This window comes from Streptomyces sp. NBC_00083, from assembly GCF_026343295.1.
Lineage (GTDB): Bacteria > Actinomycetota > Actinomycetes > Streptomycetales > Streptomycetaceae > Streptomyces.
In genome coordinates this window covers 275,217-301,142 of sequence record NZ_JAPELY010000004.1, presented here as the reverse complement: position 1 = coordinate 301,142, position 25,926 = coordinate 275,217, and the positions used below count along the sequence as shown (strand labels likewise).

General features: G+C 68.1%; 19 protein-coding genes and 3 rRNA genes. 10 read left to right on the top strand and 12 right to left on the bottom strand.

The annotated features are described in order from the left end of the window. Positions 1–504: 504 nt before the first annotated feature. Both OOJ98_RS31455 and OOJ98_RS31450 read right to left on the bottom strand, forming a co-directional pair. Positions 505–1,503, bottom strand: a complete 999-nt coding sequence (locus OOJ98_RS31455; RefSeq protein ID WP_267058505.1) for an inorganic phosphate transporter — start codon at positions 1,501–1,503, stop codon at positions 505–507. Between the two features lie 7 nt (positions 1,504–1,510). Next, positions 1,511–2,131 (bottom strand): DUF47 domain-containing protein, encoded by a 621-nt coding sequence (locus OOJ98_RS31450; protein ID WP_053729022.1) that lies wholly within the window; start codon positions 2,129–2,131, stop codon positions 1,511–1,513. 296 nt (positions 2,132–2,427) lie between these two features. On the opposite strand from OOJ98_RS31450, the gene OOJ98_RS31445 reads away from it, so the two are divergent. Continuing rightward, positions 2,428–2,799 (top strand): metal-sensitive transcriptional regulator, encoded by a 372-nt coding sequence (locus OOJ98_RS31445; RefSeq protein ID WP_267058504.1) that lies wholly within the window; start codon positions 2,428–2,430, stop codon positions 2,797–2,799. A 408-nt stretch (positions 2,800–3,207) separates the two neighbouring features. On the opposite strand, the gene OOJ98_RS31440 is transcribed toward OOJ98_RS31445, so the two are convergent. Further along, on the bottom strand, positions 3,208–3,399 hold the full coding sequence (locus tag OOJ98_RS31440) for a hypothetical protein (protein WP_267058503.1): 192 nt from the start codon (positions 3,397–3,399) through the stop codon (positions 3,208–3,210). A gap of 155 nt (positions 3,400–3,554) precedes the next feature. Next, positions 3,555–4,346, bottom strand: a complete 792-nt coding sequence (locus OOJ98_RS31435; protein WP_267058502.1) for a hypothetical protein — start codon at positions 4,344–4,346, stop codon at positions 3,555–3,557. Positions 4,347–4,459: 113 nt separating this feature from the next. On the opposite strand from OOJ98_RS31435, the gene OOJ98_RS31430 reads away from it, so the two are divergent. Together OOJ98_RS31430 and OOJ98_RS31425 are read left to right on the top strand one after the other, a co-directional pair. Further along, on the top strand, positions 4,460–4,753 hold the full coding sequence (locus OOJ98_RS31430; RefSeq protein ID WP_267058751.1) for a hypothetical protein: 294 nt from the start codon (positions 4,460–4,462) through the stop codon (positions 4,751–4,753). A 109-nt stretch (positions 4,754–4,862) separates the two neighbouring features. Further along, on the top strand, positions 4,863–6,434 hold the full coding sequence (locus tag OOJ98_RS31425) for an FAD-binding oxidoreductase (RefSeq protein ID WP_267058501.1): 1,572 nt from the start codon (positions 4,863–4,865) through the stop codon (positions 6,432–6,434). A gap of 58 nt (positions 6,435–6,492) precedes the next feature. On the opposite strand, the gene OOJ98_RS31420 is transcribed toward OOJ98_RS31425, so the two are convergent. The 3 genes from OOJ98_RS31420 to OOJ98_RS31410 form a co-directional block, all read right to left on the bottom strand. Further along, positions 6,493–7,197: a phosphatase PAP2 family protein gene (locus tag OOJ98_RS31420; RefSeq protein ID WP_267058500.1), complete on the bottom strand. Its 705-nt coding sequence runs from the start codon at positions 7,195–7,197 to the stop codon at positions 6,493–6,495. Positions 7,198–7,399: 202 nt separating this feature from the next. Next, a complete protein-coding gene (locus OOJ98_RS31415; RefSeq protein ID WP_267058736.1) occupies positions 7,400–8,392 on the bottom strand; it encodes a bifunctional lytic transglycosylase/C40 family peptidase in 993 nt (330 codons plus the stop codon). Positions 8,393–8,588: 196 nt separating this feature from the next. After that, positions 8,589–9,530 carry a serine protease gene (locus OOJ98_RS31410; RefSeq protein WP_267058499.1) on the bottom strand — a complete coding sequence of 314 codons (942 nt, stop codon included), beginning with the start codon at positions 9,528–9,530 and terminating at the stop codon, positions 8,589–8,591. A 416-nt stretch (positions 9,531–9,946) separates the two neighbouring features. On the opposite strand from OOJ98_RS31410, the gene OOJ98_RS31405 reads away from it, so the two are divergent. The 6 genes from OOJ98_RS31405 (at position 9,947) to OOJ98_RS31380 (ending at position 17,292) form a co-directional block, all read left to right on the top strand. Continuing rightward, positions 9,947–10,255 (top strand): hypothetical protein, encoded by a 309-nt coding sequence (locus OOJ98_RS31405; RefSeq protein ID WP_053729027.1) that lies wholly within the window; start codon positions 9,947–9,949, stop codon positions 10,253–10,255. Positions 10,256–10,429: 174 nt separating this feature from the next. After that, a complete protein-coding gene (locus OOJ98_RS31400) occupies positions 10,430–11,293 on the top strand; it encodes a hypothetical protein (protein WP_267058498.1) in 864 nt (287 codons plus the stop codon). Continuing rightward, the gene (locus OOJ98_RS31395; RefSeq protein ID WP_267058497.1) at positions 11,283–12,650 is read left to right on the top strand and encodes a hypothetical protein; all 1,368 of its coding nucleotides are present in this window, start codon (positions 11,283–11,285) and stop codon (positions 12,648–12,650) included. The genes OOJ98_RS31400 and OOJ98_RS31395 overlap by 11 nt, the downstream gene beginning before the upstream one ends. Continuing rightward, positions 12,647–14,194, top strand: coding sequence for an SCO6880 family protein (locus tag OOJ98_RS31390; protein WP_267058496.1), 1,548 nt, complete (start codon positions 12,647–12,649; stop codon positions 14,192–14,194). The genes OOJ98_RS31395 and OOJ98_RS31390 overlap by 4 nt, the downstream gene beginning before the upstream one ends. Positions 14,195–14,213: 19 nt before the next feature. After that, a complete protein-coding gene (locus OOJ98_RS31385) occupies positions 14,214–15,641 on the top strand; it encodes an ATP-binding protein (protein ID WP_267058495.1) in 1,428 nt (475 codons plus the stop codon). Between the two features lies 1 nt (position 15,642). Continuing rightward, positions 15,643–17,292, top strand: a complete 1,650-nt coding sequence (locus OOJ98_RS31380; protein WP_267058494.1) for a type VI secretion protein — start codon at positions 15,643–15,645, stop codon at positions 17,290–17,292. Positions 17,293–17,319: 27 nt separating this feature from the next. On the opposite strand, the gene OOJ98_RS31375 is transcribed toward OOJ98_RS31380, so the two are convergent. From OOJ98_RS31375 to OOJ98_RS31355, 5 genes are all read right to left on the bottom strand, one after another. Next, positions 17,320–17,871: a GNAT family N-acetyltransferase gene (locus OOJ98_RS31375; protein ID WP_267058493.1), complete on the bottom strand. Its 552-nt coding sequence runs from the start codon at positions 17,869–17,871 to the stop codon at positions 17,320–17,322. 138 nt (positions 17,872–18,009) lie between these two features. Beyond that, a 5S ribosomal RNA gene (gene rrf, locus OOJ98_RS31370) occupies positions 18,010–18,126 on the bottom strand. An 89-nt stretch (positions 18,127–18,215) separates the two neighbouring features. Beyond that, positions 18,216–21,343: ribosomal RNA gene (locus OOJ98_RS31365) — 23S ribosomal RNA — on the bottom strand. 284 nt (positions 21,344–21,627) lie between these two features. Beyond that, positions 21,628–23,153, bottom strand: a 16S ribosomal RNA gene (locus OOJ98_RS31360). The 16S, 23S and 5S rRNA genes sit together here, the layout of an rRNA operon. Before the next feature lie 712 nt (positions 23,154–23,865). Further along, positions 23,866–24,432, bottom strand: a complete 567-nt coding sequence (locus OOJ98_RS31355; protein ID WP_267058492.1) for a MarR family winged helix-turn-helix transcriptional regulator — start codon at positions 24,430–24,432, stop codon at positions 23,866–23,868. Between the two features lie 195 nt (positions 24,433–24,627). On the opposite strand from OOJ98_RS31355, the gene OOJ98_RS31350 reads away from it, so the two are divergent. Then, the gene (locus OOJ98_RS31350; protein ID WP_267058735.1) at positions 24,628–25,908 is read left to right on the top strand and encodes an MFS transporter; all 1,281 of its coding nucleotides are present in this window, start codon (positions 24,628–24,630) and stop codon (positions 25,906–25,908) included. Positions 25,909–25,926 lie beyond the last annotated feature (18 nt).

The window sequence follows — 25,926 nt, the reverse complement described above, 5'->3', positions numbered from 1 at the left end:
GCCCCAGCACGGTCCGCAGACGAAAGCCAGGGCTCCTGGGGCCCCGCCCCAGACCCCAATCGCGCCCGAACGGCACTCGTCCTCAAACACCGGACGGGCTGAAGACACACATGCTGCCCGGCACCGAGTAGTTGAGGGGCGCGGGGAACTGCGCGAGACGCGAGCACGGTCCGCACCCGAAAGCGGGGTTGCCTGGGGCCCCGCCCCAGACCCCGATCGCGCCTGAACGGCGCTCGTCCTCAATCGCCGGACGGGCTGAGGCGGCCTGGATTGCGCACCCTGCCAAGGGCAAACCCACCCAGGGGCGCGAGGAACCGCGCGGGTGCCCCAGCACGGTCCACACACGAAAGCCGGGGCTCCTGGGGCCCCGCCCCAGACCCCAATCGCGCCCGAACGGCGCTCGTCCTCAAACGCCGGACGGGCCGAGGCGGCCTGGATTGCGCACCCTGCCAAGGGCAACCCACCCAGGGGCGCGAGGAACCGCGCCAACGGGACCGGGGCCGGTCAGCCGAAGGCCAGTTGCACCACGAGATAGCTCAGCGCAGCGACCAGCGCTGCCGCCGGCATCGTGATGAACCACCCCAGGATGATGTTCTTGGCAACCCCCCACCGCACCGCGTTGACCCGCTTGGTCGCCCCCACACCCATGATCGCCGAAGTGATCACATGCGTCGTGGAGATCGGCGCCTGGAACAGGAACGACGATCCGAACATGATCGACGCCCCCGTCGCCTCCGCGGCGAACCCCTGCGGCGGATCCAGCTCGATGATCTTCCGCCCCAGCGTCCGCATGATCCGCCAGCCACCCGCGTACGTACCGAGCGACAGCATCGCCGCGCACGCGATCTTGACCCAGATCGGGATCTGCCCGCCGGCGTCCTGCACATCCGCGATGACCAGCGCCATCATCACGATGCCCATCGTCTTCTGCGCGTCCTGAAGGCCGTGGCCGAGCGCCATGCCGGCCGCCGAGACGGTCTGCGCGATACGGAATCCGCGCTTCGCCTTGTGCGGGTTCGACTTGCGGAACAGCCACAGGATCGCGCACATCACGAGGTAACCGACGACCAGACCGACCACCGGCGACACGAACATCGGGATGACGATCTTGTCGAGCACGCCGGACCAGTACACGGTCGTACCACCGGCGAGCGCCGCCCCCACCATGCCGCCGAACAGGGCGTGCGAGGACGACGAGGGGAGCCCGAAGTACCAGGTGACCAGGTTCCAGATGATCGCGCCGACCAGCGCCGCGAACAGGATGCCCATCCCCTTGTTGCCCTCGGGCGTGGAGATGAGCCCTTCGCTCACGGTCTTCGCGACACCGCTGCCGAGGAAGGCACCGGCGAGGTTCATGACCGCGGCCATCGCCAGCGCCGCCCGCGGGGTCAGCGCCCGCGTCGACACCGAGGTCGCGATGGCGTTGGCGGAGTCGTGGAAGCCGTTCGTGTACGTAAATCCGAGCGCGACGCCAATGGTCACGATCAAAGCAAAGGTGTCCATGACTGGGTCAGGACTCCTTGACGGCGATGGTCTCCACCGTGTTCGCCACGTGCTCGAACGCGTCCGCCGCCTCTTCGAGTACGTCCACGATCTGCTTCAGCTTGAGCACCTCGATGGCGTCGTACTTGCCGTTGAAGAGGTGGGCGAGCAGCTTGCGGTGGATCTGGTCGGCCTGGTTCTCCAGACGGTTGACCTCGATCCAGTACTCGGTCAGATTGGACATCGTCCGCAGGTTCGGCATGGCCTCGGCGGTCAGCACGGCCGCGCGGTTGAGGACCTCGATCTGCTGCTCGACGCCCTTGGGCAGTTCCTCCACGTTGTAGAGGACGACCAGGTCGACGGCCTCCTCCATGAAGTCCATGATGTCGTCGAGGCACGACGCGAGGTTGTAGATGTCCTCGCGGTCGAACGGCGTGATGAAGGAGGAGTTCAGCTGGTGGAAGATCGCGTGGGTGGCATCGTCCCCCGCGTGCTCCGCTGCCCGCATGCGCTCCGCGATCTCGGCCCGGGACGCGGAATCCGCTCCGAGCAGTTCCATGAGGAGCTTCGAGCCCGTGACGATGTTGTCCGCGGATGCGGAGAACATGTCGTAGAAGCTCGTCTCCCTGGGGGTCAGACGAAAGCGCACGTGGGGTCCTCGGAGTGCTTGGGATTCGGTCAGGCTGATGCTAGGCGCATCATCCGGCCACGGCTAACCGGCGTTCTTCAGTGTCGCCCATCAGGCACAGTGATCAGCACGGGCCCCCGCCCGGGACTCGAAAATTCGTTACCCTATACCCACGAGGGGTATCGAAGCCCTTGCCCCGCACGGCAGATCAGTACGCGAGTCAGCACGCAGACCAGCACGTAGACCAGCACGTAGATCACCGGCAGCCCACTGGGCACATGGCCGCACAGACATGCAGCAGACAACGGGAGGACGCGATGACGACCACCGAGGCGGCCGGCCCCCCGGTCGAGGACCCTTCGGCCCCGCCGGCCTCCGCGGCCCCGGTGACCGATCACGACCACGGGGTGCACGGGTACCACAAGCAGAAGGACGAGCACCTCAAGCGGCTGCGGCGGATCGAGGGTCAGATCCGGGGTCTGCAGCGGATGGTCGACGAGGACGTCTACTGCATCGACATACTCACCCAGGTCTCGGCGTCGACCAAGGCGCTGCAGTCCTTCGCGCTCCAGCTCCTGGAGGAGCACCTGAGGCACTGCGTGGCGGATGCGGCGGTGAAGGGGGGCGATGAGATCGACGCGAAGGTCGAGGAAGCGACGAAGGCGATCGCCCGCATGATGCGCACATAACACCCCGCCCCCGCCGGGACCACGCCCCGTCCTCCCCGATGGACCTCGCGCCCCCCAACCCCCCTTCAGCCTGCGGGAACCTCGCACTCTCGCCCCCACTCAACGCCTGCGGCGCCCCGCACCCTCAACCCCCGCTGCCGCCTGCGGCGCCCAGCACCCTCAACCCCGTTTCCGCCTGCGGACCGTGCGCCCTTCCCGCGCAGTTCCCCGCGCCCCCAGTAGGGCACCCGGAGCCCCCGGCCCCGCCCCACCTCCTGAGGGGCGCGGGGAACTGCGCGGCCGGCCACCCACGGCCCGCACGCCAAGCACAAACCCAGACCCCCCAGGGGCGCGGGGAACTGCGCGAACGGCGCCGCACCCCCGCACCCCCGCACCCGGAAAACCGCACGCAGGCGGACCGCGCGCCCGCTACCGGGACGGCCAGAGCGCGTCGGGGGGCGGGGTGAAGTGGACCACGTTCAGGACCTCGTCGATCAGGTCGGGGCTGAGCCGGTCCCCCTCCGCCGCAGACGCCGCGATCATCAATTCCCCGCACAGCTCGATCTCGACGAGGGCCACGTGGTCCTGGACGGTCACACCGCGAAGCGAAGCCACGCACATCACCCCTTCCTCGACCTCTTCCCGCCGTCAGTCGGTCGGCCGCCCGCTCGCCGTCGTCGGCTTCCTAGCGTAGGGAGAGGGGTACGCACCGCGCATGGCACGGACGGACCATTTCCGCCACCACCGCCCCACCTGAGGGGGCCATATCTGGCTGATTACGGCTGGATCTTCCCGTCGAAGATGTCCCGCGCCGCGGGAAGCCGGACCGGCGCGGCCGCCCCGAACCCGTACAGGAGCGTCGTCGACGCCACCGCCACGGGCCGCCCCCGGTTGACGTAGCTGAACCGGTGGCGCACCTTGCACAGCCGCCCCGCCGCGTCGAGGTACGCGTCGAACGGCACCGCGCCCTTGGAGAACCCTTTCGCCACCGACGCCGGCAGCGCGGCGCTTCCCCGGTAGTGGCGCACCTCCACCCCGGCCAGCTGCTCCTCGCCGACGTACGTCACGTCCTGGGCGCCGCGCAGGAGTACGGCCGCCGCGTACGGGTCGGTGACGCCGCCCGTGACGAGGTTGCCGTCGGCCAGCGAGGCCGTGTCGACGCGTACCCACTTGTCGGCGGGCACCCCGGCACCCCGGTTCTTCATGTAGAGCGCGCCCGGCGCGAGGAGCTCGGTGATCGGGCGGCGTTCGTCCACACCCTTGGCGTCCTGGGGCAGCGTCACCGTCAACTGTCCGGTCCGGTGCCGGAAGTCGTACGTGCCCTCGCCGCGGATCGTCACACGGGTGCCCCCGGTGGCCATCTCCATGGAGGTCGTGACCCGTGAACCGCCCGCCGCCACCAGCCGGTCCGCGGCCGACCGCACCGTGACCGCCGGGTCGGCCGGGGCGCCGCTCGCGCTCTCCGCGCTGTCCGCGCCGCACCCGGCGACCGTCGCGAGCACCCCGCCGACCACCACGGCGGCCACCATCGCGCCCGCTCGCCCGGCTCCGTTCCGCTGCACCACCATCGCCGCCAAACCCCCAACGCCCACTGGCCCGGTCCGCGGGAGACGGCCTGGCCCCGCCCTCCTAACGACCGCGGTGGGGCCCCCGTCACGCACGCCCGCAGTACCGTGGTGCGGTGCCCCACCAGACGACCGTCACGGAACGCGGAAGCTTCGCGATCGCCCGCTGCGGCTGTGGCTGGGTCGGCCCCGCCCGCCGCAGCCGCGACAGAGCCCGCACGGACGCCGACACCCACTCGACCGACACCCCGGTCCCCGACGCGCACCTCTCCGACGCCTCACCCGCCCGTACCGGCGACACCCGCCTCCCCGACACCGCGCCCATCCCCGCGCAGCCCGGCCCCCCGTCCCCCGGCCCCGCCCCACACGGCCCCGAACGATCCCGTACCGACGGGCCGGCCCGCGCCTGAGGTTCCGGGTCCGCGGGCCGGGCCCGAAGGCCAGGCCCGCGCTCCGGTTCGGGGAGGGGCGGCGCGGGAAGGAGCCTGCGCAGCGCCCCACACGCCCCCGGGAGCCCCCATGCGCCGCCGCACCCTCCTCACCGCGACCGCCGGCACCGCCGCGACCGCCCTCGCCACCTCCGCCTGCGGCGGCGCCGCACACCCCGGGCCCGCGCCGAGCTCCACCGCGACGACCCGCTCCCCCGCGCCGAGTTCGTCCGCGGCCCCGGCGCCCGCCGACTGGACCGCGCTCGGCCACTCCCTCGAAGGCAAGCTCGTCCGCCCCGGCGACGCCGACTACGCCACCGCCCGCCAGCTCTACAACACCCGCTTCGACGGCCAGAAGCCCGACGCCGTGGCGTACGCGGCCCACGCGGCGGACATCCAGGAGTGCCTCGCCTACGCCCGCGCGCACCACACCCCGATCTCCGTACGCAGCGGCGGCCACGACTACGCGGGATGGTCGTCCGGGACCGGACGCCTCGTCATCGACGTGTCCCGGCTCGACTCCGTGTCGTCCGACGGCACGATCGGCGCGGGCGCCCGGCTCCTCGACGTCTACACCGGGCTCGCCAAGAGCGGCCGTACGATCCCCGGCGGCTCCTGCCCCACCGTCGCCGTCTCCGGTCTGACCCTGGGCGGCGGGCACGGCGTCACGGCCCGCGCGTACGGGCTCGCCTGCGACAGCCTCACCTCCGTCGACCTCGTCACCGCCGACGGCCGGAAAGTGACGGCGAGCGCGAAGCAGAACCCCGACCTGTTCTGGGCCCTGCGCGGCGCGGGCAACGGCAACTTCGGCGTGGTCACCGGCCTCACCTTCCGCACGCACCCCGCGCCGCAGGGCGTCACCGCCTACCTGACCTGGCCCTGGCGGCAGGCGCAGGCGGTGGTCGGCGCGTGGCAGGAGTGGGGGCCGGACCAGCCCGACGAGATCTGGTCCGCGGCGCATCTGGCCGGAGCGGCCGGCGGCGGCAACCCGACCGTCACCATCGCCGCGTTCTCGCTCGGCTCGTACGGCGATCTGCAGAACGCCCTCGACCGTCTCGCCGACCGCGCGGGCGCCGCCGCCTCCTCGGTCACCCTGCACCGCACCGGGTTCCAGGACGCGATGCTGCTGTACGGCGGGTGCTCCACCTACAGCCAGGCCCAGTGCCACCTGCCCGGCACGACCCCTGGCCGCTCCCCGCAAGGGGCGCTCCAGCGCGAGACGTACGCCGCCAAGTCCGACTTCTACGACAAGGCGCTGCCCCCCGACGGCATACGTCAACTGATGGGCAGCGCCGAGCGGTTCACCCGCATCGCGGCGTCGGACAACGGGGGCGGCGGCACCATCGTGCTCACCGCGCTCGGCGGCGCGGTCAACCGGGTGGCCCCGGATGCCACCGCCTTCGTCCACCGCACCTCACGGGTGCTCGTCCAGTACGTGGCGTCCTGGCGGCCGGGCACGTCGGGGGCGACGCAGCAGTCCTGGCTGACCCGCACCCATGACGCGATGCGCCCGTACGCCTCGGGCGCGGCCTACCAGAACTATCCGGACCCCTCGCTCACCGACTGGCGTACCGCCTACTACGGCACGGCCGCACCGCGTCTCGCGCAGCTGAAGAAGCAGTACGACCCGGGCAGGCTCTTCGACTTCCCGCAGGCGCTCTGACCGCGGGCGCTCCGACCGCGGGCGCTCCGACCGCCGGAACCCGCTCGCTGACGCACCGTCAGGCCGCGAGGTCGCGCTCCGCGGAGCCGGGCCGCTCGACCGCGCCGCCGGCCGCGGCCGGAACCACCGTCAGGGCCCGGCGCGAGTGGACGAGCAGACCGAGCCGGCGCGAGCGGGCCACGGCCGCCACCACCGGGGTGAGGAGCAGCTGGGCGAGCGGGGCGAGGAGCAGCGCGACGGCGGTGCCGAGCGCGAAGCCGCCCACGACGTCGGTCGGGTAGTGGACGCCCATGTAGACCCGGCAGAACCCTTCGAGCAGGGCGAGCCCGAGCGCGATCAGGCCGAACTTGCGGTGGGCGACGAAGAGTCCGGCGCCGATCGCCATGGCGAGGGTGGCGTGGTCGCTGACGAACGAGAAGTCGCTCTTCCCGCCGACCAGGACGTCGAGCCCCTTGTGGTCGAGGAAGGGCCGCGGCCGGTGCACGAAGTCGCGGATGGGGATGTTGACGAGGACGGCGATGGAGGCGGCGAGCGGCGCCCAGACGATCCCGGCGACGGAGACGACCGCGGACTGCCGGTCCTCCGCGCGCCGCACGCTCCACCAGCACCACAGCACGACGAGCACGAGGCCGAGCAGGATGCCGTACTCCCCGACGAAGGCCATGGCGCGGTCGAACCAGGACGGGGCGTCCTTGGCGAGTCCGTTGATGTCGTAGAGCAGGCCGACATCGGGATTCGCTCCGTCGAATGCGAGTCCAGCCATGCTGCGGCCCCTTGCCTTGTTGCGTCCTGCTACCAACCCCCGTGGTCAGTACGTACACCAGTCACTGTCCAGGGAACGCCCTCCGCGGCCGCCACGTTCCACTCTCCACTGAATGATCACGCCGACGTTATCGAAGAGAGACTCATCGTCGCAGCTCAGGGCCTTGGCTTCACGGAGAGTTCAAGCCACCGCAGAGCCTCGTTCAGGCTCCCGGCTGCGGCGTCGGCAGGGCCGCCGCACCGTCCTTGGTGACGCGGGTCGCCCCGAAGTAGTCCGGTGCGTCGATCTTGTCGAAGCGGATGACGGCGCCGGTATAGGGAGCATTGATCATGTAGCCGCCGCCCACGTAGAGCCCGACGTGGTGGATGGCCCGCGAGTTGCCGAGGTCGGTCGAGAAGAAGACCAGGTCACCGGGGAGCAGCTCGCTGCGCGCGGGGTGCGGGCCCGCGTTGTACTGGTCGTTGGCGACGCGCGGCAGCGTGATCCCCACGCTCTGGTACGCGGCCTGCGTCAGCCCGGAGCAGTCGAACCGCCCGCCCTGCTCGGCCGTCCCCTCCCCACCCCAGAGGTAGGGCGTACCGAGCTTCTGCTGCGCGTAGTAGATGGCCCCCGCCGCCTGCTGCGAAGGCTGCACCCGCCCGACGGGCGCGGCGAAGCTCTTCTCCAGGGAGCGGATGGTCTTCACATAGCCCCGGGTCTCGCTGTACGGCGGAATCCCGCCATATTTGATGACGGCGTACGCACCGGCGTTGTACGCGGCGAGCATGTTGTCGCTCGCGTCGCCGGGCACGTCCTTGACGTACTTGGCCAATTCGCAGTCGTACGAGGCGGCTGACGGAATGGCATCCGCGGGATCCCAGATGTCCCGCTTGCCGTCGCCGTTGCCGTCGATGCCGTGGGTCGCCCAGGTGGCGGGCATGAACTGGGCGATCCCCTGCGCGTTGACCGGGCTGACGGCGGTGGTCTTCCAGCCGCTCTCCGAGTAGAGCTGGGCGGCGAGCATCGCCGGGTTGAGGCTCGGGCAGTAGGTGCCCCACTTCTGCACGAGGGGCTGGTAGAGCGACGGCACGGCACCCTTGGCGAGCCCGACCGCGTTGCCCGCGGCGGAGGCGAGTCCCGCGGCGGCCGAGTACGTACCGACAACGAGCAGCGCGATGAAGCTCAGGCACACCCCGAACCCGATCCCGCCCACCATCCAGACTCTGCGCACCCCTCAACCCTCCCCCATCGAGGCGCGGTTCACCGCCACTTCGCCCGCACTCGTGTCGCACCCTCGCTCATTCAGCCACGAACCCGGCGCGCCGTCACGTGGGGGATACCCGGGAAGGAGCGCTTCAAGGCGCCACGGGCGGCCCCCCGGCCCGGCCATGACAACCCGTGGGGCCGCCGCGCTAGGGCAACAGGCAGGCGCAGACCAGCGCCTGAATCTTCGTCACCTCGGCGATGGCGGCGGCCGCGTCGTCCCCGCCGGCCCCTGCGCTCCCCGCGGCCCCGCCGCCGGCGGACGTGCCGGCCGCGGGCGTGGGCGCCGCCGAGGGCGCGGGCGCCGGCTTCGGCGTGCCCGCCGACTCCGCGAGCTTGTAGAGCGACTTGGTGACCGGCCCGAACACGACGCTGTACGAGACGTCGGGGTCGTCGCCGCCGAACTCGTACCCTCCGATCACCCCCGCCACCGCCCCGCCCTCCACGACCCAGGGGCTGCCGCTGGTCCCGCCGGGGTAGCCGGGGCAGTCGATGCGCTGCTGGGAGTCCCCGTACGCGACCGACGTGTTGGTGCAGACCTGCGGGACCTCCGTGTCGGACGGGTACCCGGTGACGGTCACGGGCCCGCCCGTCGCGCGGCCCGTGAAGAGCGGGGCGCCGCCCACCACGTCCTCGACCTGCTTGCCGCCGTCCGAGCCCGGCCCGAGCACCGCGAAGGCGACGTCGCTGTCCTGGTCGCCGTCCTCGTTCCAGCTGTCGTCCGCGTAGACCGACTCCACCGGCCAGGTCCCGTACGGCGCCGAACCGTCCCGGTAGGCGGGCGCGAACACCGTCCTGCCGTCCTGCGACCCGTCCGTGGACAGGCAGTGCGCGGCGGTCACGATGAGATCGTGCCCCGCGCTGTGCACCACCGACGCGGTGCAGAAGTGCCCGCCGTCGAGGTCCTCCTTGAACAGGGCGCCCACCCGGGCGTCGGCCGCCGACGCGGGCGCCGTCGTGGTCTGGCCCCTTGACGCCGTGTCATGGTCGCCGTAGGTAGGTATGGCCAGGAGAACGGCCGCCGCCGACAGGGCGCTGAACCTTCCGCGCCGCGTCGCGAACTTCCTCCCGGAGATGCCAGTGCGCTTCATACGGGCGGCTCCTGGTGGTCGGCGGGCCTGCTTGCGGGGACTGCGAGACACTCTGACTCTTGCCTGCCCCGCTGAGAACGACCATGAAGCTTTTCTGAGAAGTTTCTATGAACCGGCCCGGCCCTTTTGACCCGCGCCGACCAGCCGCGTCCCCGCCGACACGACAAGCGGCCCAAGGGTGTAACAACGACAGTCATTGCCCGGAGTCACCCTCCGTGATACACAGAGTGACCATACGCGTTTCCGCACACACCGGTTCACCGCAGGTCAGGGCGGTGCAACCGGTACTGGCATGCGGGGGCGGGTAAAGAGAGGCGTGAAGGCGTCCTCCTCCGGCGGTTTCATCAGCGAAGATAGAACCTGACCCATGCCGTGCGGCAAGGGCTTCGAACTACCCGACAGGGGCGGTGAGTTACATGTACCTGGCAGCCGGAAAAGGCGACATCACCACCATCATCGGCGGAATCGCCCCCAACTGGGGGCCGTTCGGGACGCTCGGAAACGAGGCCCGCATCATGGTCGAGGTGGTGATGGCGGTCGCCATCCTCCTCTGCCTCGGCATCGCGGTATGGGGTGCGGCCAAACAGCGGATCGGAGCGACGGCGCTGCGCGACACCTTCAGCGCCGAACAGGGCAAGGGCCTCATCGTGGCCGGCCTGACCGGAGTCTTCATCATCGGCTCGCTCGGCACGCTCTTCACCATCGTGTACGGAATGGCGGTCTGACCCCCAGTCAGCCCCGCCGCTGTCCCTTCCGTACCTCCCACACCATCCGTCCGTCGTGCCCACCGGCAGAGGTTGCGTCCCCCTGATGTCGAGTCACCACACCGCGCCCGCGCGGGAACCAGCACGGCTACCGTCGTACTACGCGGAACCGCACACGGTCGAGGGGGCGCAGGCATGAGTTTCGATGACGAGCCGGGCCACGGCGGGGCCGACCCCGGTCACGCCGACGACCGCTTCAGCACGCTCGGCGGCACCCGCCAGACCCGTACCCGCCTCCCGGAGGCCCCGGGCGACACCTACGGCGGCACCCGCCGCCCACCACGGACCTCCCGCTCCCTGGTGATGGTGGTCGGCGTCGTGGTCCTCCTCATCGCGGCGATCGCCTTCGCGAACCGCGGCGGCGACGACACGGGCACGTCCCCCGACCCCGCCGCGAAGCCCGGCGCCGCCGGCGCGACAGCAGCCACCGGCACGAAGCCGGTCCCGGGCAAACAAGCGGGCATCGCATCGGGCTTCCCCCAGAGCGAGCAGGGGGCGCAGTCGGCGGCGGCGAATTACGCGGTGGCGTTGGGTTCCGAGGGCATGTTCCACGCCGGGACCCGTAGCGACATCATCCGGGCCACTCACGATCCGTCCGTCGTGGACGGCTTGCTGAACAGCCTCAACCAGGCGTACAGCCCCGGGTTCCTCAAGAACGTCGGCCTGAACGACGACGGCACCGCGCCCGCCGGCCTGACCTTCGTCTCACGCACCGTGCCGGTCGGCACGAAGGCGACACAGCAGGACGCCGCCTCCGCGTCGGTCGAGGTCTGGTGCACCGGCCTCGTCGGCCTCGCGGGCCCCGGGTCCACCAAGCCCGTGACGCAGACCTGGTTCACCATCACCGAGAAGCTCAAGTGGGTCGAGGGAGACTGGAAGGTCGCGTCCTCTTCGCAGACGGAGGGCCCCACCCCCGTCAGCGGTGACAACCGCGCCTCCACCGCCGACGACATCGCCAAGGCTGTACAGGGATACGGAGGCTTCACCTATGCCCGGTAGCCGACGCCCTCTGTCGTACGCCCTGCTGGCCGTCCTGCCGTCCACCGTCGTGCTGTTCGCCTCCGGCGCCTGGGCGGCACCCAGCCCCACCCCCACGCCCAGCGGAACCCCGAGCCCCAGCCCGAGCAGCAGCAACAACCCGTGCGACCTCATTGTCGGCCTCGCCCGGGACTACTGCGAGAGCGGCGGCAGCAAGAGCGGGTCCAAGTCCTCCATCGCCCCCTCCGACGCCGGCGCAGCCGACCCCCTCACCTCCCTGGCGAAGGGCTGCGCCAACGCCGCCGTCTGGGTCGTCGACACGCTCTCCAAGTTCGTGAAGACCGCCGCCAAGGTGGACTTCACCGACCCCGCCTTCCTCGCCCGCTACGCCATCGTCTTCGCCGCCGCCACGATCCTCACGCTCGTCCTGTGGCTGCTCGCCGTCGCCAAGCGCGCCATCCGCGGGGTACCGCTGTCGACCGCGATCTCGGAAGCCGTCGGCTTCCTGTGGCTGACCGTGCTCGCCTCCGCGTTCACCCCGCTGATCCTCTACACCGTCGTCAACGCCACCGACGCGGTCACCGACGTCATCGCCGCCGGCACCGGCGACCAGACCGACGTCTTCTTCGGCTCGTTCTCGGCCGCGCTCAAGAAGGGCACGGACATCGGCGGCGGCCCGATCATGCTGATCGTCGTCTCCCTCGTCACCATCCTCGCCGCCGGCATCCTCTTCCTGGAGCTCTACATCCGCGCCCTCCTGCTGTACGTGGGCGCGCTGCTCGGCGTCGTCGTGTACTCGGGACTCGTCGACAAGAACATGTGGGGCCACGTCCGGCGCTGGGCCGGAATCATGATCGCGATCATCATGGTGAAACCCATCATCGTGATCGTCCTGAGCCTCGCCGGCGCGCTCTCCGCCGGCAAGGGACCCGACTCGTTCTCGGCCGTCGTCTCCGGCCTCGCCATCATCCTCCTCGCGATCTTCGCCTCGGGGATGATCTACCGCTTCGTGCCCGGCTTCGGCGACGAGATCGCCTCCGCGCGCTCCAACCACAAGCAGGCCACCAGCGGCGCCCAGGCCGCCGCCATGGTCTCCTCGCCCGCCGCCCTCGTCTCCCAGGGCATCAAGACCCACAGCAGCCGGGGCAACCAGGGCGGAGGCGGCGCCGCCCAGGCCCGCCCGGCCAACCCCCTGTCCGGTGGCGTGGCCGCACACAGCAGCCGGGGCTCCGGCGGCGGAGTCGGCGGCGGAACTGTCCCCTCCGCCGCACCTCCGCCGCGCAGCGGCAACGGCCCCACGTCCGGCACGCCGCACACCCACCGCCGCAACTCCGGCGGTGCCGCAGGTAACAAGAACACTGGAGGTGGAGGGCGTTGACGACCCAGTCCCAGCCGGTCGCGCCCCGCCGTACGTATCTGATCGGCCGCGCCCGGCCATCGGCCGTCGTCGGCAAGAACCGGGAGACCGGCGAGATCGCACTGATCATCGGCGGCGCCTTCCTCGGCATGATGTGCGGGCTGCTCGTCCCGGTCCTGTCCCTGCGCATCGTGCTCCTGATGGGCTTCCCGTTCCTGGCGCTCGCCGCGGTGTACGTGCCGTACAAGCACCGCACGTTCTACAAGTGGTTCGAAATCAACCGCAGTTACAAGCGTTCGCTACGCCGCGGCACCGCCTACCGCTCGGGCTCGCCCGAAGCCGGCGTACGTCTCGACGGACGCGAGGTCGAGGTCGGGCCGCCGCCCGGCATCGGCCACATCACCTGGCTCGCGGCACCCTTCGGGCCCGACGAGATCGCCGTCCTGCTCCACGCGGACCGGCGCACCGTCACCGCCGCCATCGAGATCGAGGGCCCCGGCGTCGGCCTGCGCGACAGCGAGGACCAGGAGGCCCTCGTCGACCGCTTCGGGACCCTGCTCAAGCACGTCGCCAACGGCGACGGCTTCGTGACGCGCCTCCAGATGCTGGCCCGCACCCTGCCCGCCGACCCCGACGCCCACGCCAAGGACGTCGCCCAGCGCGGCGACACCAAGGCCCCGGACTGGCTCCAGGAGTCGTACGAGCAGCTCCAGTCGATGGTGTCCACCTCCAGCGAGCAGCACCGCGCCTACCTCGTCGCCTGCATGCAGTACAGCCGGGAACTCGCCGCCGAGGCCAACGCGATGGCCCGCGCCGCCAACCCGCACGGCCGCAAGCTCGACCGCGACGCCGGCCTCGCCGTGGTCATGGCGCGCGAACTCACCGACATCTGCGCCCGGTTGGCCGAGGCCGACATCCGCGTACGCCAGCCCCTCGGCCAGAGCCGCCTCGCCTCGCTCGTGCACTCCATGTACGACCCGGACCACCCCATCGACCACATCCAGGCGATGACCAAGCGCAACGCCTGGCCGGCCGAGCTCGACGCCATGGAGCCCACCTTCCTCCAGGCCAAGACCCGCGAGTCCTCGACGCGGGCGCCCTGGTGCCACGCCACGGCGTGGGTCAAGGAGTGGCCGATGACCCCGGTCGGCGTCAACTTCCTCGCCCCGCTGCTCGTCCACACCCCGGACGTGATCCGCACCGTCGCCGTCTGCATGGACCTGGAGCCCACCGAGGTCGCCATCGAGCGCATGCTCACGGAGAAGACCAACGACGAGGCCGAGGCGTCCCGCGCGGCCAAGATGAACCGTACGGTCGACCCCCGCGACATCGCCGCCCACGGCCGCCTCGACCAGCGCGGCGAGGACCTCGCGAGCGGCGCCGCCGGCGTCAACCTCGTCGGCTACATCACGGTCTCCTCGCGCTCGCCGGAGGCGCTCGCCCGCGACAAGCGGACCATCAGAGCCTCCGCAGGCAAGTCGTATCTGAAGCTGGAGTGGTGCGACCGCGAGCACCACCGGGCCTTCGTCAACACCTTGCCGTTCGCGACCGGAATCCGCCGCTAGTTGAGAGGCAGTACCCGCCATGCGAGATCCGCTGTCTCTCGTCTCCGACGCCTTCACCGCCCTGCTCTTCGGCAAGGTGGAGACCACCCGGCTGCCCGTCCGCACCTCCACGGGCCAGGCCCAGGCCGTCTACCTGCCGACCGCCGCGCCCGGCCTCGGCGACTCCGGCGTGATCATCGGACGCGAGGTCTACAGCGGCAAGGGCTACATCTACGACCCCTTCCAGCTGTACGGACAGCAGCTCCCCGCCCCGCACTGGCTGGTCCTCGGCGAGTCCGGCAACGGCAAGTCGGCCCTGGAGAAGACGTACGTCCTGCGCCAGTTGAGGTTCCGCGACCGTCAGGTCGTCGTGCTCGACGCCCAGGGCGAGGACGGCGTCGGCGAGTGGAACCTCATCGCCCGCGAGCTGGGGATAACCCCCATCCGGCTCGACCCGATGACCGCCATGGACGGCGGCATCCGGCTCAACCCCCTGGACCCGGCGATCACCACGACCGGCCAGCTCGCGCTGCTTCGAACGATCATCGAAGTTGCGATGGGCCACGGCCTGGACGAACGATCGGGTTTCGCTCTCAAGGTGGCGCACGCCTACGTCAACACGACCATCACTGACCGCCAGCCCGTCCTCACCGACATCGTCGAACAGCTCCGCCACCCCGAGGCCGAATCGGCCGAGGCGATGAACGTCGACATAGAGGACGTACGAGCCTGGGGCCTGGACGTCGCCCTCGTCCTGGACCGCCTGGTCGACGGCGACCTGCGCGGCATGTTCGACGGCCCGACGACCATCGGCATCGACCTGGACGCCCCCCTGATCGTCTTCGACCTCTCGCACATCGACCGCAACTCGATCGCGATGCCGATCCTGATGGCGATCGTGGGCGTCTGGCTGGAGCACACCTGGATCCGCCCCGACCGGAAGAAGCGCATCTTCCTCGTCGAGGAGGCCTGGCACATCATCAACAGCCCGTTCGTCGCCCAGCTCTTCCAGCGTCTGCTGAAGTTCGGCCGCCGCCTCGGCCTGTCCTTCGTCGCGGTCGTCCACCACCTGAGCGACGTCGTGGACGGCGCGGCCGCACGCGAGGCGGCCGCGATCCTGAAGATGGCCTCGACCAGGACGATCTACGCCCAGAAGGCGGACGAGGCGAGGGCGACGGGCCGGGTCCTCGGCCTGCCCCGCTGGGCGGTGGAGATCATCCCCACGCTCACCCCCGGCATCGCGGTGTGGGACGTGAACGGCAACGTCCAGGTGGTCAAGCACCTGATCACCGAACGCGAACGCCCCCTGGTCTTCACCGACCGCGCCATGACGGAGTCCGCGGCCACCGACGACATCCTCGCCTCGGAGCTGGACTCCCAGCTCGAATCGGAGACGGAACGCCGAGCCGCCATGATCGAAAAGCAGCTGTCCGCCGCCCCCGACTCCTCCGAGTCCACGGTGGCCTGACATGAGCGGAACCGGAGCACCGAGAACCAACCAGCGCGGCATCCCGGACTCACTCCTGGTCGGCCTGCTGGCCTTCCTGCTCGGCCTGACCGTACTGGTCTGGACGGCCACGGGCCTGGGTGGCCTCTTCACCCACGGCGCGTGGCCGCCAGGCGTATCGTTCACGCACAGCCCGATGGCCCTGCGCGCCCTGGTCACCGCCCCGCACGACCTCCCCGGCGCGTGGCCCGACACCCCTCCGCCCTCGCTCTCGGGCTACGGCCTGTTCTGGGGCCTGCTCATCGGCGAGCTGCTGATCGCGGTCGTCCTGATCGTCTTCGCACTCGGCACGTTCACCCGGTGGCGAGCGGTACGCGCGAGAGCGAGGACCGCCGGTCACCCCACCGGCGCGAGACCCGTCGCGCAACCGGCCGCGGGCACGGACCCGTACCCGGCCCACGGGTTCGGCGCGCCCCCGCTCACGGCTCCCTACCCCGCCCAGCCGGTACGGCCCGCGTACCCCGCGCAGCCCGTCGGGCACCCCGTCCCCGCCGAGCACCCGCAGAGCCCGTACGCCCCGGTCCCCCCGCACCCGGAGCACGTACAGGCCCCCCAGGACCCCCAGCCCGTACGGTCCCAGCACCTCCCCGAACCCGCACCACTGGCCCAACTGCCGTCCCCCTCAACCGGGTTGACGCCCGCCCCGGTGGAACACATCCCGACCCCCCGCGCCGAACAGCCGCCAGCCTCCCGCCTGTTCTTCGGCTCGCCCGACACCCGGAGGCCCAGGGCGCTCCAGGCGATCCAGGACGCCGAGGGCGCGGCCCTGGTCGTCACGTCGGACCCCGTTCTGTGGGCGGAGACGAAGGACGCGCGCGCCAAGCTCGGCCCCGTCCACGTCTACGACCCGACCCACCGCTGCGACACCCCGGCCCGCCTGCACTGGTCGCCCACCGCCGGCTGCGAGGACCCGGAGACCGCGGCCGCGCGGGCGATCGCGCTCCTCGCCCCCGTACGCCCGCAGGCCCGCGTGGACGCCGCCATGGCGGACACCGCCGAGACCCTCCTGCGCTCCTGGCTGCACGCCGCCGCCCTGGAGAGCCGCGACGGCCGCGCGACGAAACAGCTGCACCGCTGGGCCCAGGGCACCGCCGCCCACGAGCCGGTACGCATCCTGCGCACCCACCCCAAGGCGCAGAGCGGCGGGGCGGGGCTCCTGGAGTCCGCGCTCACCGCGTATCCCGAACGCCGGGAGATCGCCCGGGAGTTGACGGCGCGGGCGCTGGCCTGCCTCTCCTCGATCCACATCCGGGAGGCCTGCACACCGAACCGAGCGGATTCGCTCGCCCTGGAATCATTTGTGAACGAGGGGGGCACCCTCTATGTGGTGGGCGAAGCCATCGAGGATCCCCGGTCCGACCCCGCCGCGATGCCGCTGCTCACGGCGCTCGCATCAGACGTGGTCGAGCGCGGCCGCCGCATGGCCGAACGGTCATCTGACGGTCGCCTCGACCCACCAATGACGCTCGTCCTGGACGATGTCGCGGCCGTGGCCCCGCTGCCGCGCCTCCCGGAGCTCCTGTCGTCCGGCCAGGACCGGGGCATGCCGCCCCTGGTCCTGCTCCGCTCCCCCGAACAGGCACGCGCCCGCTGGTCCGAAGCCCTCGCTTGAGGGCGCACGTGGGGGCGTACGGCACGGTCAGGCGCGGAGGAGTTCCATCTCCAGGTCCACGCCGCCGGCCTCGTTGTCCAGGGGCGCGGTCAGCCCCGTAGGCACGAAGCCGATCTTGCGGTAGAAGCCCTGGGCCCGCGGGTTGTCCTCGTGGACGTAGAGCCGGATCCGCTCGACGGGCGGCGCGTCCAGCGACCACGCCCAGTCGACGGCGGCGTCGAAGAGCCGCTCGGTCAGGCCGAGTCCACGGTGTTCGGCGCGCACGAACACCCCCACCAGGTGCGCCTGCGGTGCGGTGATCTCCGTGCCGAAGATGTCCTTCGCCCCGACGGCCTCGACGAGCACGACGACCGTGCCCACCAGCTCGCCGTCGGGCGCCTCGGCGACGAACTGCCGGGCCGAGGTGCCGTGGGAGACCCCGGCGGTCCGCTCCTGCCAGAACGAGTCCGGGCGGGCCAGCGCCTGCTCCGTGGTCTCGAGGAACGCGACGGGGGCAGCCGGGTCGGCCAGCGCGACCAGACGCAATTCCTTCATCCGCAGCCATTCATCGGCGCGGACAGGGCGAATCGAAAAGTCCATGCGCCCATGCTGACCAGGCCTTACGCGGCCCGCAAGGTGTTTTGCCCCTCACCGGCCGGCGGCCTCCCTTGCGCCGCGATCGCCCCCAGAACGCGAAAAAGCCCCGCACCAAAAGGTGCGGGGCTTTTCCCAAAATTTGTTCGGCGGCGTCCTACTCTCCCACAGGGTCCCCCCTGCAGTACCATCGGCGCTGAAAGGCTTAGCTTCCGGGTTCGGAATGTAACCGGGCGTTTCCCTAACGCTATGACCACCGAAACACTATGAAGTTGAACTCGACCAGCACACACCCAGAGGGCATGCGGGAGTTCATTGCTTCAGAACAAACACAGTGGACGCGAGCAACTGAGGACAAGCCCTCGGCCTATTAGTACCAGTCAGCTCCACCCGTTACCGGGCTTCCACATCTGGCCTATCAACCCAGTCGTCTACTGGGAGCCTTACCCTCTCAAGGAGGTGGGAACACTCATCTCGAAGCAGGCTTCCCGCTTAGATGCTTTCAGCGGTTATCCTTTCCGAACGTAGCCAACCAGCCATGCCCTTGGCAGGACAACTGGCACACCAGAGGTTCGTCCGTCCCGGTCCTCTCGTACTAGGGACAGCCCTTCTCAATGTTCCTGCGCGCGCAGCGGATAGGGACCGAACTGTCTCACGACGTTCTAAACCCAGCTCGCGTACCGCTTTAATGGGCGAACAGCCCAACCCTTGGGACCGACTCCAGCCCCAGGATGCGACGAGCCGACATCGAGGTGCCAAACCATCCCGTCGATATGGACTCTTGGGGAAGATCAGCCTGTTATCCCCGGGGTACCTTTTATCCGTTGAGCGACGGCGCTTCCACAAGCCACCGCCGGATCACTAGTCCCGACTTTCGTCCCTGCTCGACCCGTCGGTCTCACAGTCAAGCTCCCTTGTGCACTTACACTCAACACCTGATTGCCAACCAGGCTGAGGGAACCTTTGGGCGCCTCCGTTACTCTTTAGGAGGCAACCGCCCCAGTTAAACTACCCATCAGACACTGTCCCTGATCCGGATCACGGACCGAGGTTAGACATCCAGCACGACCAGAGTGGTATTTCAACGACGACTCCACAACCACTGGCGTGGCCGCTTCAAAGTCTCCCACCTATCCTACACAAGCCGAACCGAACACCAATATCAAACTGTAGTAAAGGTCCCGGGGTCTTTCCGTCCTGCTGCGCGAAACGAGCATCTTTACTCGTAGTGCAATTTCACCGGGCCTATGGTTGAGACAGTCGAGAAGTCGTTACGCCATTCGTGCAGGTCGGAACTTACCCGACAAGGAATTTCGCTACCTTAGGATGGTTATAGTTACCACCGCCGTTTACTGGCGCTTAAGTTCTCAGCTTCGCAACCCCGAAAGGTCACTAACCGGTCCCCTTAACGTTCCAGCACCGGGCAGGCGTCAGTCCGTATACATCGCCTTACGGCTTCGCACGGACCTGTGTTTTTAGTAAACAGTCGCTTCTCGCTGGTCTCTGCGGCCACCCCCAGCTCAGAGAGTAAATCTCATCACCGGTGATGGCCCCCTTCTCCCGAAGTTACGGGGGCATTTTGCCGAGTTCCTTAACCATAGTTCACCCGAACGCCTCGGTATTCTCTACCTGACCACCTGAGTCGGTTTAGGGTACGGGCCGCCATGAAACTCGCTAGAGGCTTTTCTCGACAGCATAGGATCATCCACTTCACCACAATCGGCTCGGCATCAGGTCTCACCCTTATATGTGCGATCCGGATTTGCCTAGATGCACGGGCTACACCCTTACCCCGGGACAACCACCGCCCGGGTTGGACTACCTTCCTGCGTCACCCCATCGCTTACCTACTACAAGTCTGGGTCACCGGCTCCACCACTTTCCTTTCCCCGAAGGGTCCGGAACGGCTTCACGGGCTTAGCATCGCCTGATTCAGTATTGGGCGTTTCAAAGCGGGTACCGGAATATCAACCGGTTGTCCATCGACTACGCCTGTCGGCCTCGCCTTAGGTCCCGACTTACCCTGGGCAGATCAGCTTGACCCAGGAACCCTTAGTCAATCGGCGCACACGTTTCTCACGTGTGTATCGCTACTCATGCCTGCATTCTCACTCGTGAACCGTCCACCACTAGCTTCCGCTGCAGCTTCACCCGGCACACGACGCTCCCCTACCCATCCCAGCAGGCGTTGGCCCTATATGCTGGAATGACACGACTTCGGCGGTACGCTTGAGCCCCGCTACATTGTCGGCGCGGAATCACTTGACCAGTGAGCTATTACGCACTCTTTCAAGGGTGGCTGCTTCTAAGCCAACCTCCTGGTTGTCTCTGCGACTCCACATCCTTTCCCACTTAGCGTACGCTTAGGGGCCTTAGTCGATGCTCTGGGCTGTTTCCCTCTCGACCATGGAGCTTATCCCCCACAGTCTCACTGCCGTGCTCTCACTTACCGGCATTCGGAGTTTGGCTAAGGTCAGTAACCCGGTAGGGCCCATCGCCTATCCAGTGCTCTACCTCCGGCAAGAAACACACGACGCTGCACCTAAATGCATTTCGGGGAGAACCAGCTATCACGGAGTTTGATTGGCCTTTCACCCCTAACCACAGGTCATCCCCCAGGTTTTCAACCCTGGTGGGTTCGGTCCTCCACGACCTCTTACAGCCGCTTCAACCTGCCCATGGCTAGATCACTCCGCTTCGGGTCTAGAGCGTGCAACTATGTCGCCCTATTCGGACTCGCTTTCGCTACGGCTTCCCCACACGGGTTAACCTCGCTACACACCGCTAACTCGCAGGCTCATTCTTCAAAAGGCACGCAGTCACGACGCACTGAGTAAACTCAATGCGGCGACGCTCCCACGGCTTGTAGGCACACGGTTTCAGGTACTATTTCACTCCGCTCCCGCGGTACTTTTCACCATTCCCTCACGGTACTATCCGCTATCGGTCACCAGGGAATATTTAGGCTTAGCGGGTGGTCCCGCCAGATTCACACGGGATTTCTCGGGCCCCGTGCTACTTGGGTGTCTCTCAAACGAGCCGTTGATGTTTCAGCTACGGGGGTCTTACCCTCTACGCCGGACCTTTCGCATGTCCTTCGCCTACATCAACGGTTTCTGACTCGTCCTGTCGCCGGCAGACGACAGAAGAGAGATCCCACAACCCCGCATGCGCAACCCCTGCCGGGTATCACACGCATACGGTTTGGCCTCATCCGGTTTCGCTCGCCACTACTCCCGGAATCACGGTTGTTTTCTCTTCCTGAGGGTACTGAGATGTTTCACTTCCCCTCGTTCCCTCCACATACCCTATGTGTTCAGGTATGGGTGACAGCCCATGACGACTGCCGGGTTTCCCCATTCGGAAACCCCCGGATCAAAGCCTGGTTGACGGCTCCCCGGGGACTATCGTGGCCTCCCACGTCCTTCATCGGTTCCTGGTGCCAAGGCATCCACCGTGCGCCCTTAAAAACTTGGCCACAGATGCTCGCGTCCACTGTGCAGTTCTCAAACAACGACCAACCACCCATCACCCCCACCATTCAGTGGAGTTCACTGGGGCCGGCACTAGAAGGCAGCCTCTCGGCCGTACCTTCAGATACCCAACAGCGTGCCCGGCCCTCTCCATCGCCCCGATCCGCTTTCCACGCTCCGAAGAGCAGTACTGGCGGCCCGAGTTGACCAAGAGTGCCGAATAGTCAACGTTCCACCCATGAGCTGACCGTGCAGAACATTTGTCTGCAGACGGTGCTGTGCTCCTTAGAAAGGAGGTGATCCAGCCGCACCTTCCGGTACGGCTACCTTGTTACGACTTCGTCCCAATCGCCAGTCCCACCTTCGACAGCTCCCTCCCACAAGGGGTTGGGCCACCGGCTTCGGGTGTTACCGACTTTCGTGACGTGACGGGCGGTGTGTACAAGGCCCGGGAACGTATTCACCGCAGCAATGCTGATCTGCGATTACTAGCAACTCCGACTTCATGGGGTCGAGTTGCAGACCCCAATCCGAACTGAGACCGGCTTTTTGAGATTCGCTCCGCCTCGCGGCATCGCAGCTCTTTGTACCGGCCATTGTAGCACGTGTGCAGCCCAAGACATAAGGGGCATGATGACTTGACGTCGTCCCCACCTTCCTCCGAGTTGACCCCGGCAGTCTCCTGTGAGTCCCCATCACCCCGAAGGGCATGCTGGCAACACAGAACAAGGGTTGCGCTCGTTGCGGGACTTAACCCAACATCTCACGACACGAGCTGACGACAGCCATGCACCACCTGTATACCGACCACAAGGGGGCGACTATCTCTAGCCGTTTCCGGTATATGTCAAGCCTTGGTAAGGTTCTTCGCGTTGCGTCGAATTAAGCCACATGCTCCGCTGCTTGTGCGGGCCCCCGTCAATTCCTTTGAGTTTTAGCCTTGCGGCCGTACTCCCCAGGCGGGGAACTTAATGCGTTAGCTGCGGCACCGACGACGTGGAATGTCGCCAACACCTAGTTCCCAACGTTTACGGCGTGGACTACCAGGGTATCTAATCCTGTTCGCTCCCCACGCTTTCGCTCCTCAGCGTCAGTAATGGCCCAGAGATCCGCCTTCGCCACCGGTGTTCCTCCTGATATCTGCGCATTTCACCGCTACACCAGGAATTCCGATCTCCCCTACCACACTCTAGCTAGCCCGTATCGAATGCAGACCCGGGGTTAAGCCCCGGGCTTTCACATCCGACGTGACAAGCCGCCTACGAGCTCTTTACGCCCAATAATTCCGGACAACGCTTGCGCCCTACGTATTACCGCGGCTGCTGGCACGTAGTTAGCCGGCGCTTCTTCTGCAGGTACCGTCACTTTCGCTTCTTCCCTGCTGAAAGAGGTTTACAACCCGAAGGCCGTCATCCCTCACGCGGCGTCGCTGCATCAGGCTTTCGCCCATTGTGCAATATTCCCCACTGCTGCCTCCCGTAGGAGTCTGGGCCGTGTCTCAGTCCCAGTGTGGCCGGTCGCCCTCTCAGGCCGGCTACCCGTCGTCGCCTTGGTAGGCCATTACCCCACCAACAAGCTGATAGGCCGCGGGCTCATCCTTCACCGCCGGAGCTTTTAACCCCTCAAGATGCCCTGAGGAGTGTTATCCGGTATTAGACCCCGTTTCCAGGGCTTGTCCCAGAGTGAAGGGCAGATTGCCCACGTGTTACTCACCCGTTCGCCACTAATCCACCCCGAAGGGCTTCATCGTTCGACTTGCATGTGTTAAGCACGCCGCCAGCGTTCGTCCTGAGCCAGGATCAAACTCTCCATGAATGTTTACCCGTAATCGGGTGCACACATCACGTAAGAGCGGGACGGAACCACCGGAATAAGGCGGCCCGTCCACAGCGTCCTCGCTGTGTAATTGCCTGCCCACCACAAGGGCGTGCAGGACTTTTCAAAGGAACCTCGTCCCACCGAAGTGGAGACGGGGTTGTCAATCTGGCGTTGACTTTTGGCACGCTGTTGAGTTCTCAAGGAACGGACGCTTCCTTTGTACTCACCCTCTCGGGCTTTCCTCCGGGCGCTTCCCTTCGGTATTTCGTGTTTCCGACTCTATCAGACTCTTTCGTGTCCGATTTCCTCGGTGCCTTCCAGGTTCTCCCTTGCGGGTTTCCCTTTCCGGCGGCTCCGACTCTATCAGATCCTTTCGGTCCTGATTCCCGGTCTCCCGGGGCCAAGTCGGCTTGTCTTCCCGGCTGTTGGGCCGTTCGGACTCCCGAACCCTAGCGGATTTTTCCGGCAACCCGTAATCGGGGCTTCCGGTCCCATCGAAATGAATTCGGCATGCCGAAAACAATCCCGGTCGGGAGATCGTGCTGAGTTGGGTGGCCGCAGAGTCTGCGGCGGACGGTCGTTGCAGAACCGTATCGGCCCCGCGACAACTCGAAGAACCTTACGGATCGGGGCGGGTCGTGTCAACCCCGGCCCCGGCTCCTGTCCACTGGTTTTTCAGCGGAGCCCGCGAGGTGCCTCGGTCGGGGTCTCAGTCGAGGTCGGTGAGGCGGCCGCCCGCGTCCGGCTGGGCGTGCTCCACCCTGCGCAGCAGGCGGATCAGCATGTCGCCGAGCTGGCCGCGCTCCTGCCCGGAGAGGTCCTGGAGCAGGTCCTCCTCGAAGTCGCTGGCCATGCGCATCGCCTCGAGCCACTTCGTGCGGCCCTCGTCGGTCAGCTCGACGATGACGCGTACCCGGTTGTTCTCGTCGCGGTCGCGCGTGACCAGGCCCTCGCCGGCCATGCGGTCGATGCGGTGCGTCATGGCGGCCGGTGTGAGGCCGAGGCGCTTGGCGAGTTCGCCGGGGCCCAGGCGGTAGGGCTCGCCCGCGAGCAGCAGGGTCTTGAGGACCTCCCACTCGGCGTTGCTGATGCCGAGTGCGGCGACCTGGCGGCCGTACGCCACGTTCATCCGCCGGTTCAGGCGGCCGAGGGCCGAGACGACCTTCTCCACCTGCGGGTCGAGGTCGCGGTACTCCCGCTGATACGCGGCGATCTGCTCGTCGAGGGTCGGCTCCTGGGGGCCGTCGGGCTCGTCGGGCTCGGTGGTCTCAGCCATGTCGCGAGTATGGCACGGCGTTCGTTGGCTTCTAAGTCCTTGAGTGTGTATTGTTAAGGATCTAATTTTAGTATTGAAGTCTTCAGATCTGAGCCCTTCACGTTCGAGCCCTTCCGCTCACGTCGCCGTGCCCCGGCACGCCCCGGCTCAGGCCCACGGACTTCCCGACTCAAGGTGGTGAGTGTGACCAAGGCGATGGGTGCAGCGATGCGCCGGATCCAGGCGGGGAACGCGCTGAGCGCGTTCGGACTCGGGTTCACCGTTCCGTACCTCTATGTGTACGTGGCCCAGGTGCGGGATCTGGGTGCGACCACGGCCGGTGTCGTGCTCGCCGTCTTCGCCATGGCCGCGCTCGTGGTGCTGCCGTTCACCGGCCGGGTCATCGACCGGCGCGGCCCGCTGCCCGTCCTGGTCGGCGCCGCGCTGCTCGCCTCGGCCGGCGCGCTGGGCCTCGGCTTCGCCTCGAACGTGCCCGCCGCCGTGGCCTCGGCGACGCTCCTCGGCGCCGGTACCGCCGTGATGCAGCCGGCGCTCGCCACGATGATCGTCTGGTGCTCGGGTCCCGCGACCCGCACCCGCGCCTTCGCCCTGCAGTTCTTCCTCCAGAACCTCGGGCTCGGCATCGGCGGGCTCATCGGCGGCCAGATCGTCGACGCGAGCCGGCCGTCCAGCTTCACCCTGCTGTTCTCCATCGAAGCGGTAATGTTCCTGGTGCTCGCCGCCGTGGCCGGCTCCGCGAAGATGCCGCGCTCCGTGGGTGTGCCGGACGCGCGTCCCCAGGGTGAGCAGGGCGCGGGCGGCGGGATCCGGGCGATCCTCAAGCACCGGGCGATGGTGCAGCTGTGCGTGCTCGGGTTCGTGCTGTTCTTCGCCTGCTACGGCCAGTTCGAGTCGGGTCTTTCCGCGTACGGCACCGAGGCCGCCGGGATCGAGCCCTCGACGCTGGGTGTCGCGCTCGCCGCCAACACCGCCGTCATCGTGGTCGCTCAGTTCCTCGTCCTGAGGTTCGTGGAGCGCCGCCGGCGCAGCCGCGTCATCGCGTCCGTCGGTCTCATCTGGGCCGTCGCGTGGATAGCGGCCGGTTACGCCGGCCTCGGGCACGGCAGCCAGGCCATGGCGACCGCCGCGTTCGTCTCGACGTACGCGCTGTTCGGGCTGGGCGAGGCGATGCTGTCGCCGACCGTGGCGCCGCTGGTCGCCGATCTGGCGCCGGAGTCGATGGTCGGGCAGTACAACTCGGCGTTCGCACTGGTCAAGCAGCTGGCGCTGGCGATCGGGCCGGCCGTCGGCGGGCCCATGGGCGCCGCGCTGCACGGCCCGTACATCGTGACGTTCGTGCTGTTCTCGCTCGGGATCACGGTGCTCGCGCTGCGGCTGGGCAAGAAGCTGACGCTCGCGCAGGACCATCCGATGCTCGCCGCGAAGTCCCGCGTGGTGGCGGTGCACCTGCCGGAGCAGGCGCCCGCCAACGCGTGAGGCCCGCGTCCGCACCGG

Coding starts and splice junctions, on each gene's coding strand:
- OOJ98_RS31380 (WP_267058494.1), top strand. CDS start 15,643: ATGAGCGGAACCGGAGCACCGAGAACCAACCAGCGCGGCATCCCGGAC.
- OOJ98_RS31410 (WP_267058499.1), bottom strand. CDS start 9,530: ATGAAGCGCACTGGCATCTCCGGGAGGAAGTTCGCGACGCGGCGCGGA.
- OOJ98_RS31395 (WP_267058497.1), top strand. CDS start 11,283: ATGCCCGGTAGCCGACGCCCTCTGTCGTACGCCCTGCTGGCCGTCCTG.
- OOJ98_RS31440 (WP_267058503.1), bottom strand. CDS start 3,399: ATGTGCGTGGCTTCGCTTCGCGGTGTGACCGTCCAGGACCACGTGGCC.
- OOJ98_RS31375 (WP_267058493.1), bottom strand. CDS start 17,871: ATGGACTTTTCGATTCGCCCTGTCCGCGCCGATGAATGGCTGCGGATG.
- OOJ98_RS31355 (WP_267058492.1), bottom strand. CDS start 24,432: ATGGCTGAGACCACCGAGCCCGACGAGCCCGACGGCCCCCAGGAGCCG.
- OOJ98_RS31405 (WP_053729027.1), top strand. CDS start 9,947: ATGTACCTGGCAGCCGGAAAAGGCGACATCACCACCATCATCGGCGGA.
- OOJ98_RS31400 (WP_267058498.1), top strand. CDS start 10,430: ATGAGTTTCGATGACGAGCCGGGCCACGGCGGGGCCGACCCCGGTCAC.
- OOJ98_RS31420 (WP_267058500.1), bottom strand. CDS start 7,197: ATGGCTGGACTCGCATTCGACGGAGCGAATCCCGATGTCGGCCTGCTC.
- OOJ98_RS31455 (WP_267058505.1), bottom strand. CDS start 1,503: ATGGACACCTTTGCTTTGATCGTGACCATTGGCGTCGCGCTCGGATTT.
- OOJ98_RS31445 (WP_267058504.1), top strand. CDS start 2,428: ATGACGACCACCGAGGCGGCCGGCCCCCCGGTCGAGGACCCTTCGGCC.
- OOJ98_RS31415 (WP_267058736.1), bottom strand. CDS start 8,392: ATGGTGGGCGGGATCGGGTTCGGGGTGTGCCTGAGCTTCATCGCGCTG.
- OOJ98_RS31425 (WP_267058501.1), top strand. CDS start 4,863: ATGCGCCGCCGCACCCTCCTCACCGCGACCGCCGGCACCGCCGCGACC.
- OOJ98_RS31350 (WP_267058735.1), top strand. CDS start 24,628: ATGGGTGCAGCGATGCGCCGGATCCAGGCGGGGAACGCGCTGAGCGCG.
- OOJ98_RS31385 (WP_267058495.1), top strand. CDS start 14,214: ATGCGAGATCCGCTGTCTCTCGTCTCCGACGCCTTCACCGCCCTGCTC.
- OOJ98_RS31435 (WP_267058502.1), bottom strand. CDS start 4,346: ATGGTGGTGCAGCGGAACGGAGCCGGGCGAGCGGGCGCGATGGTGGCC.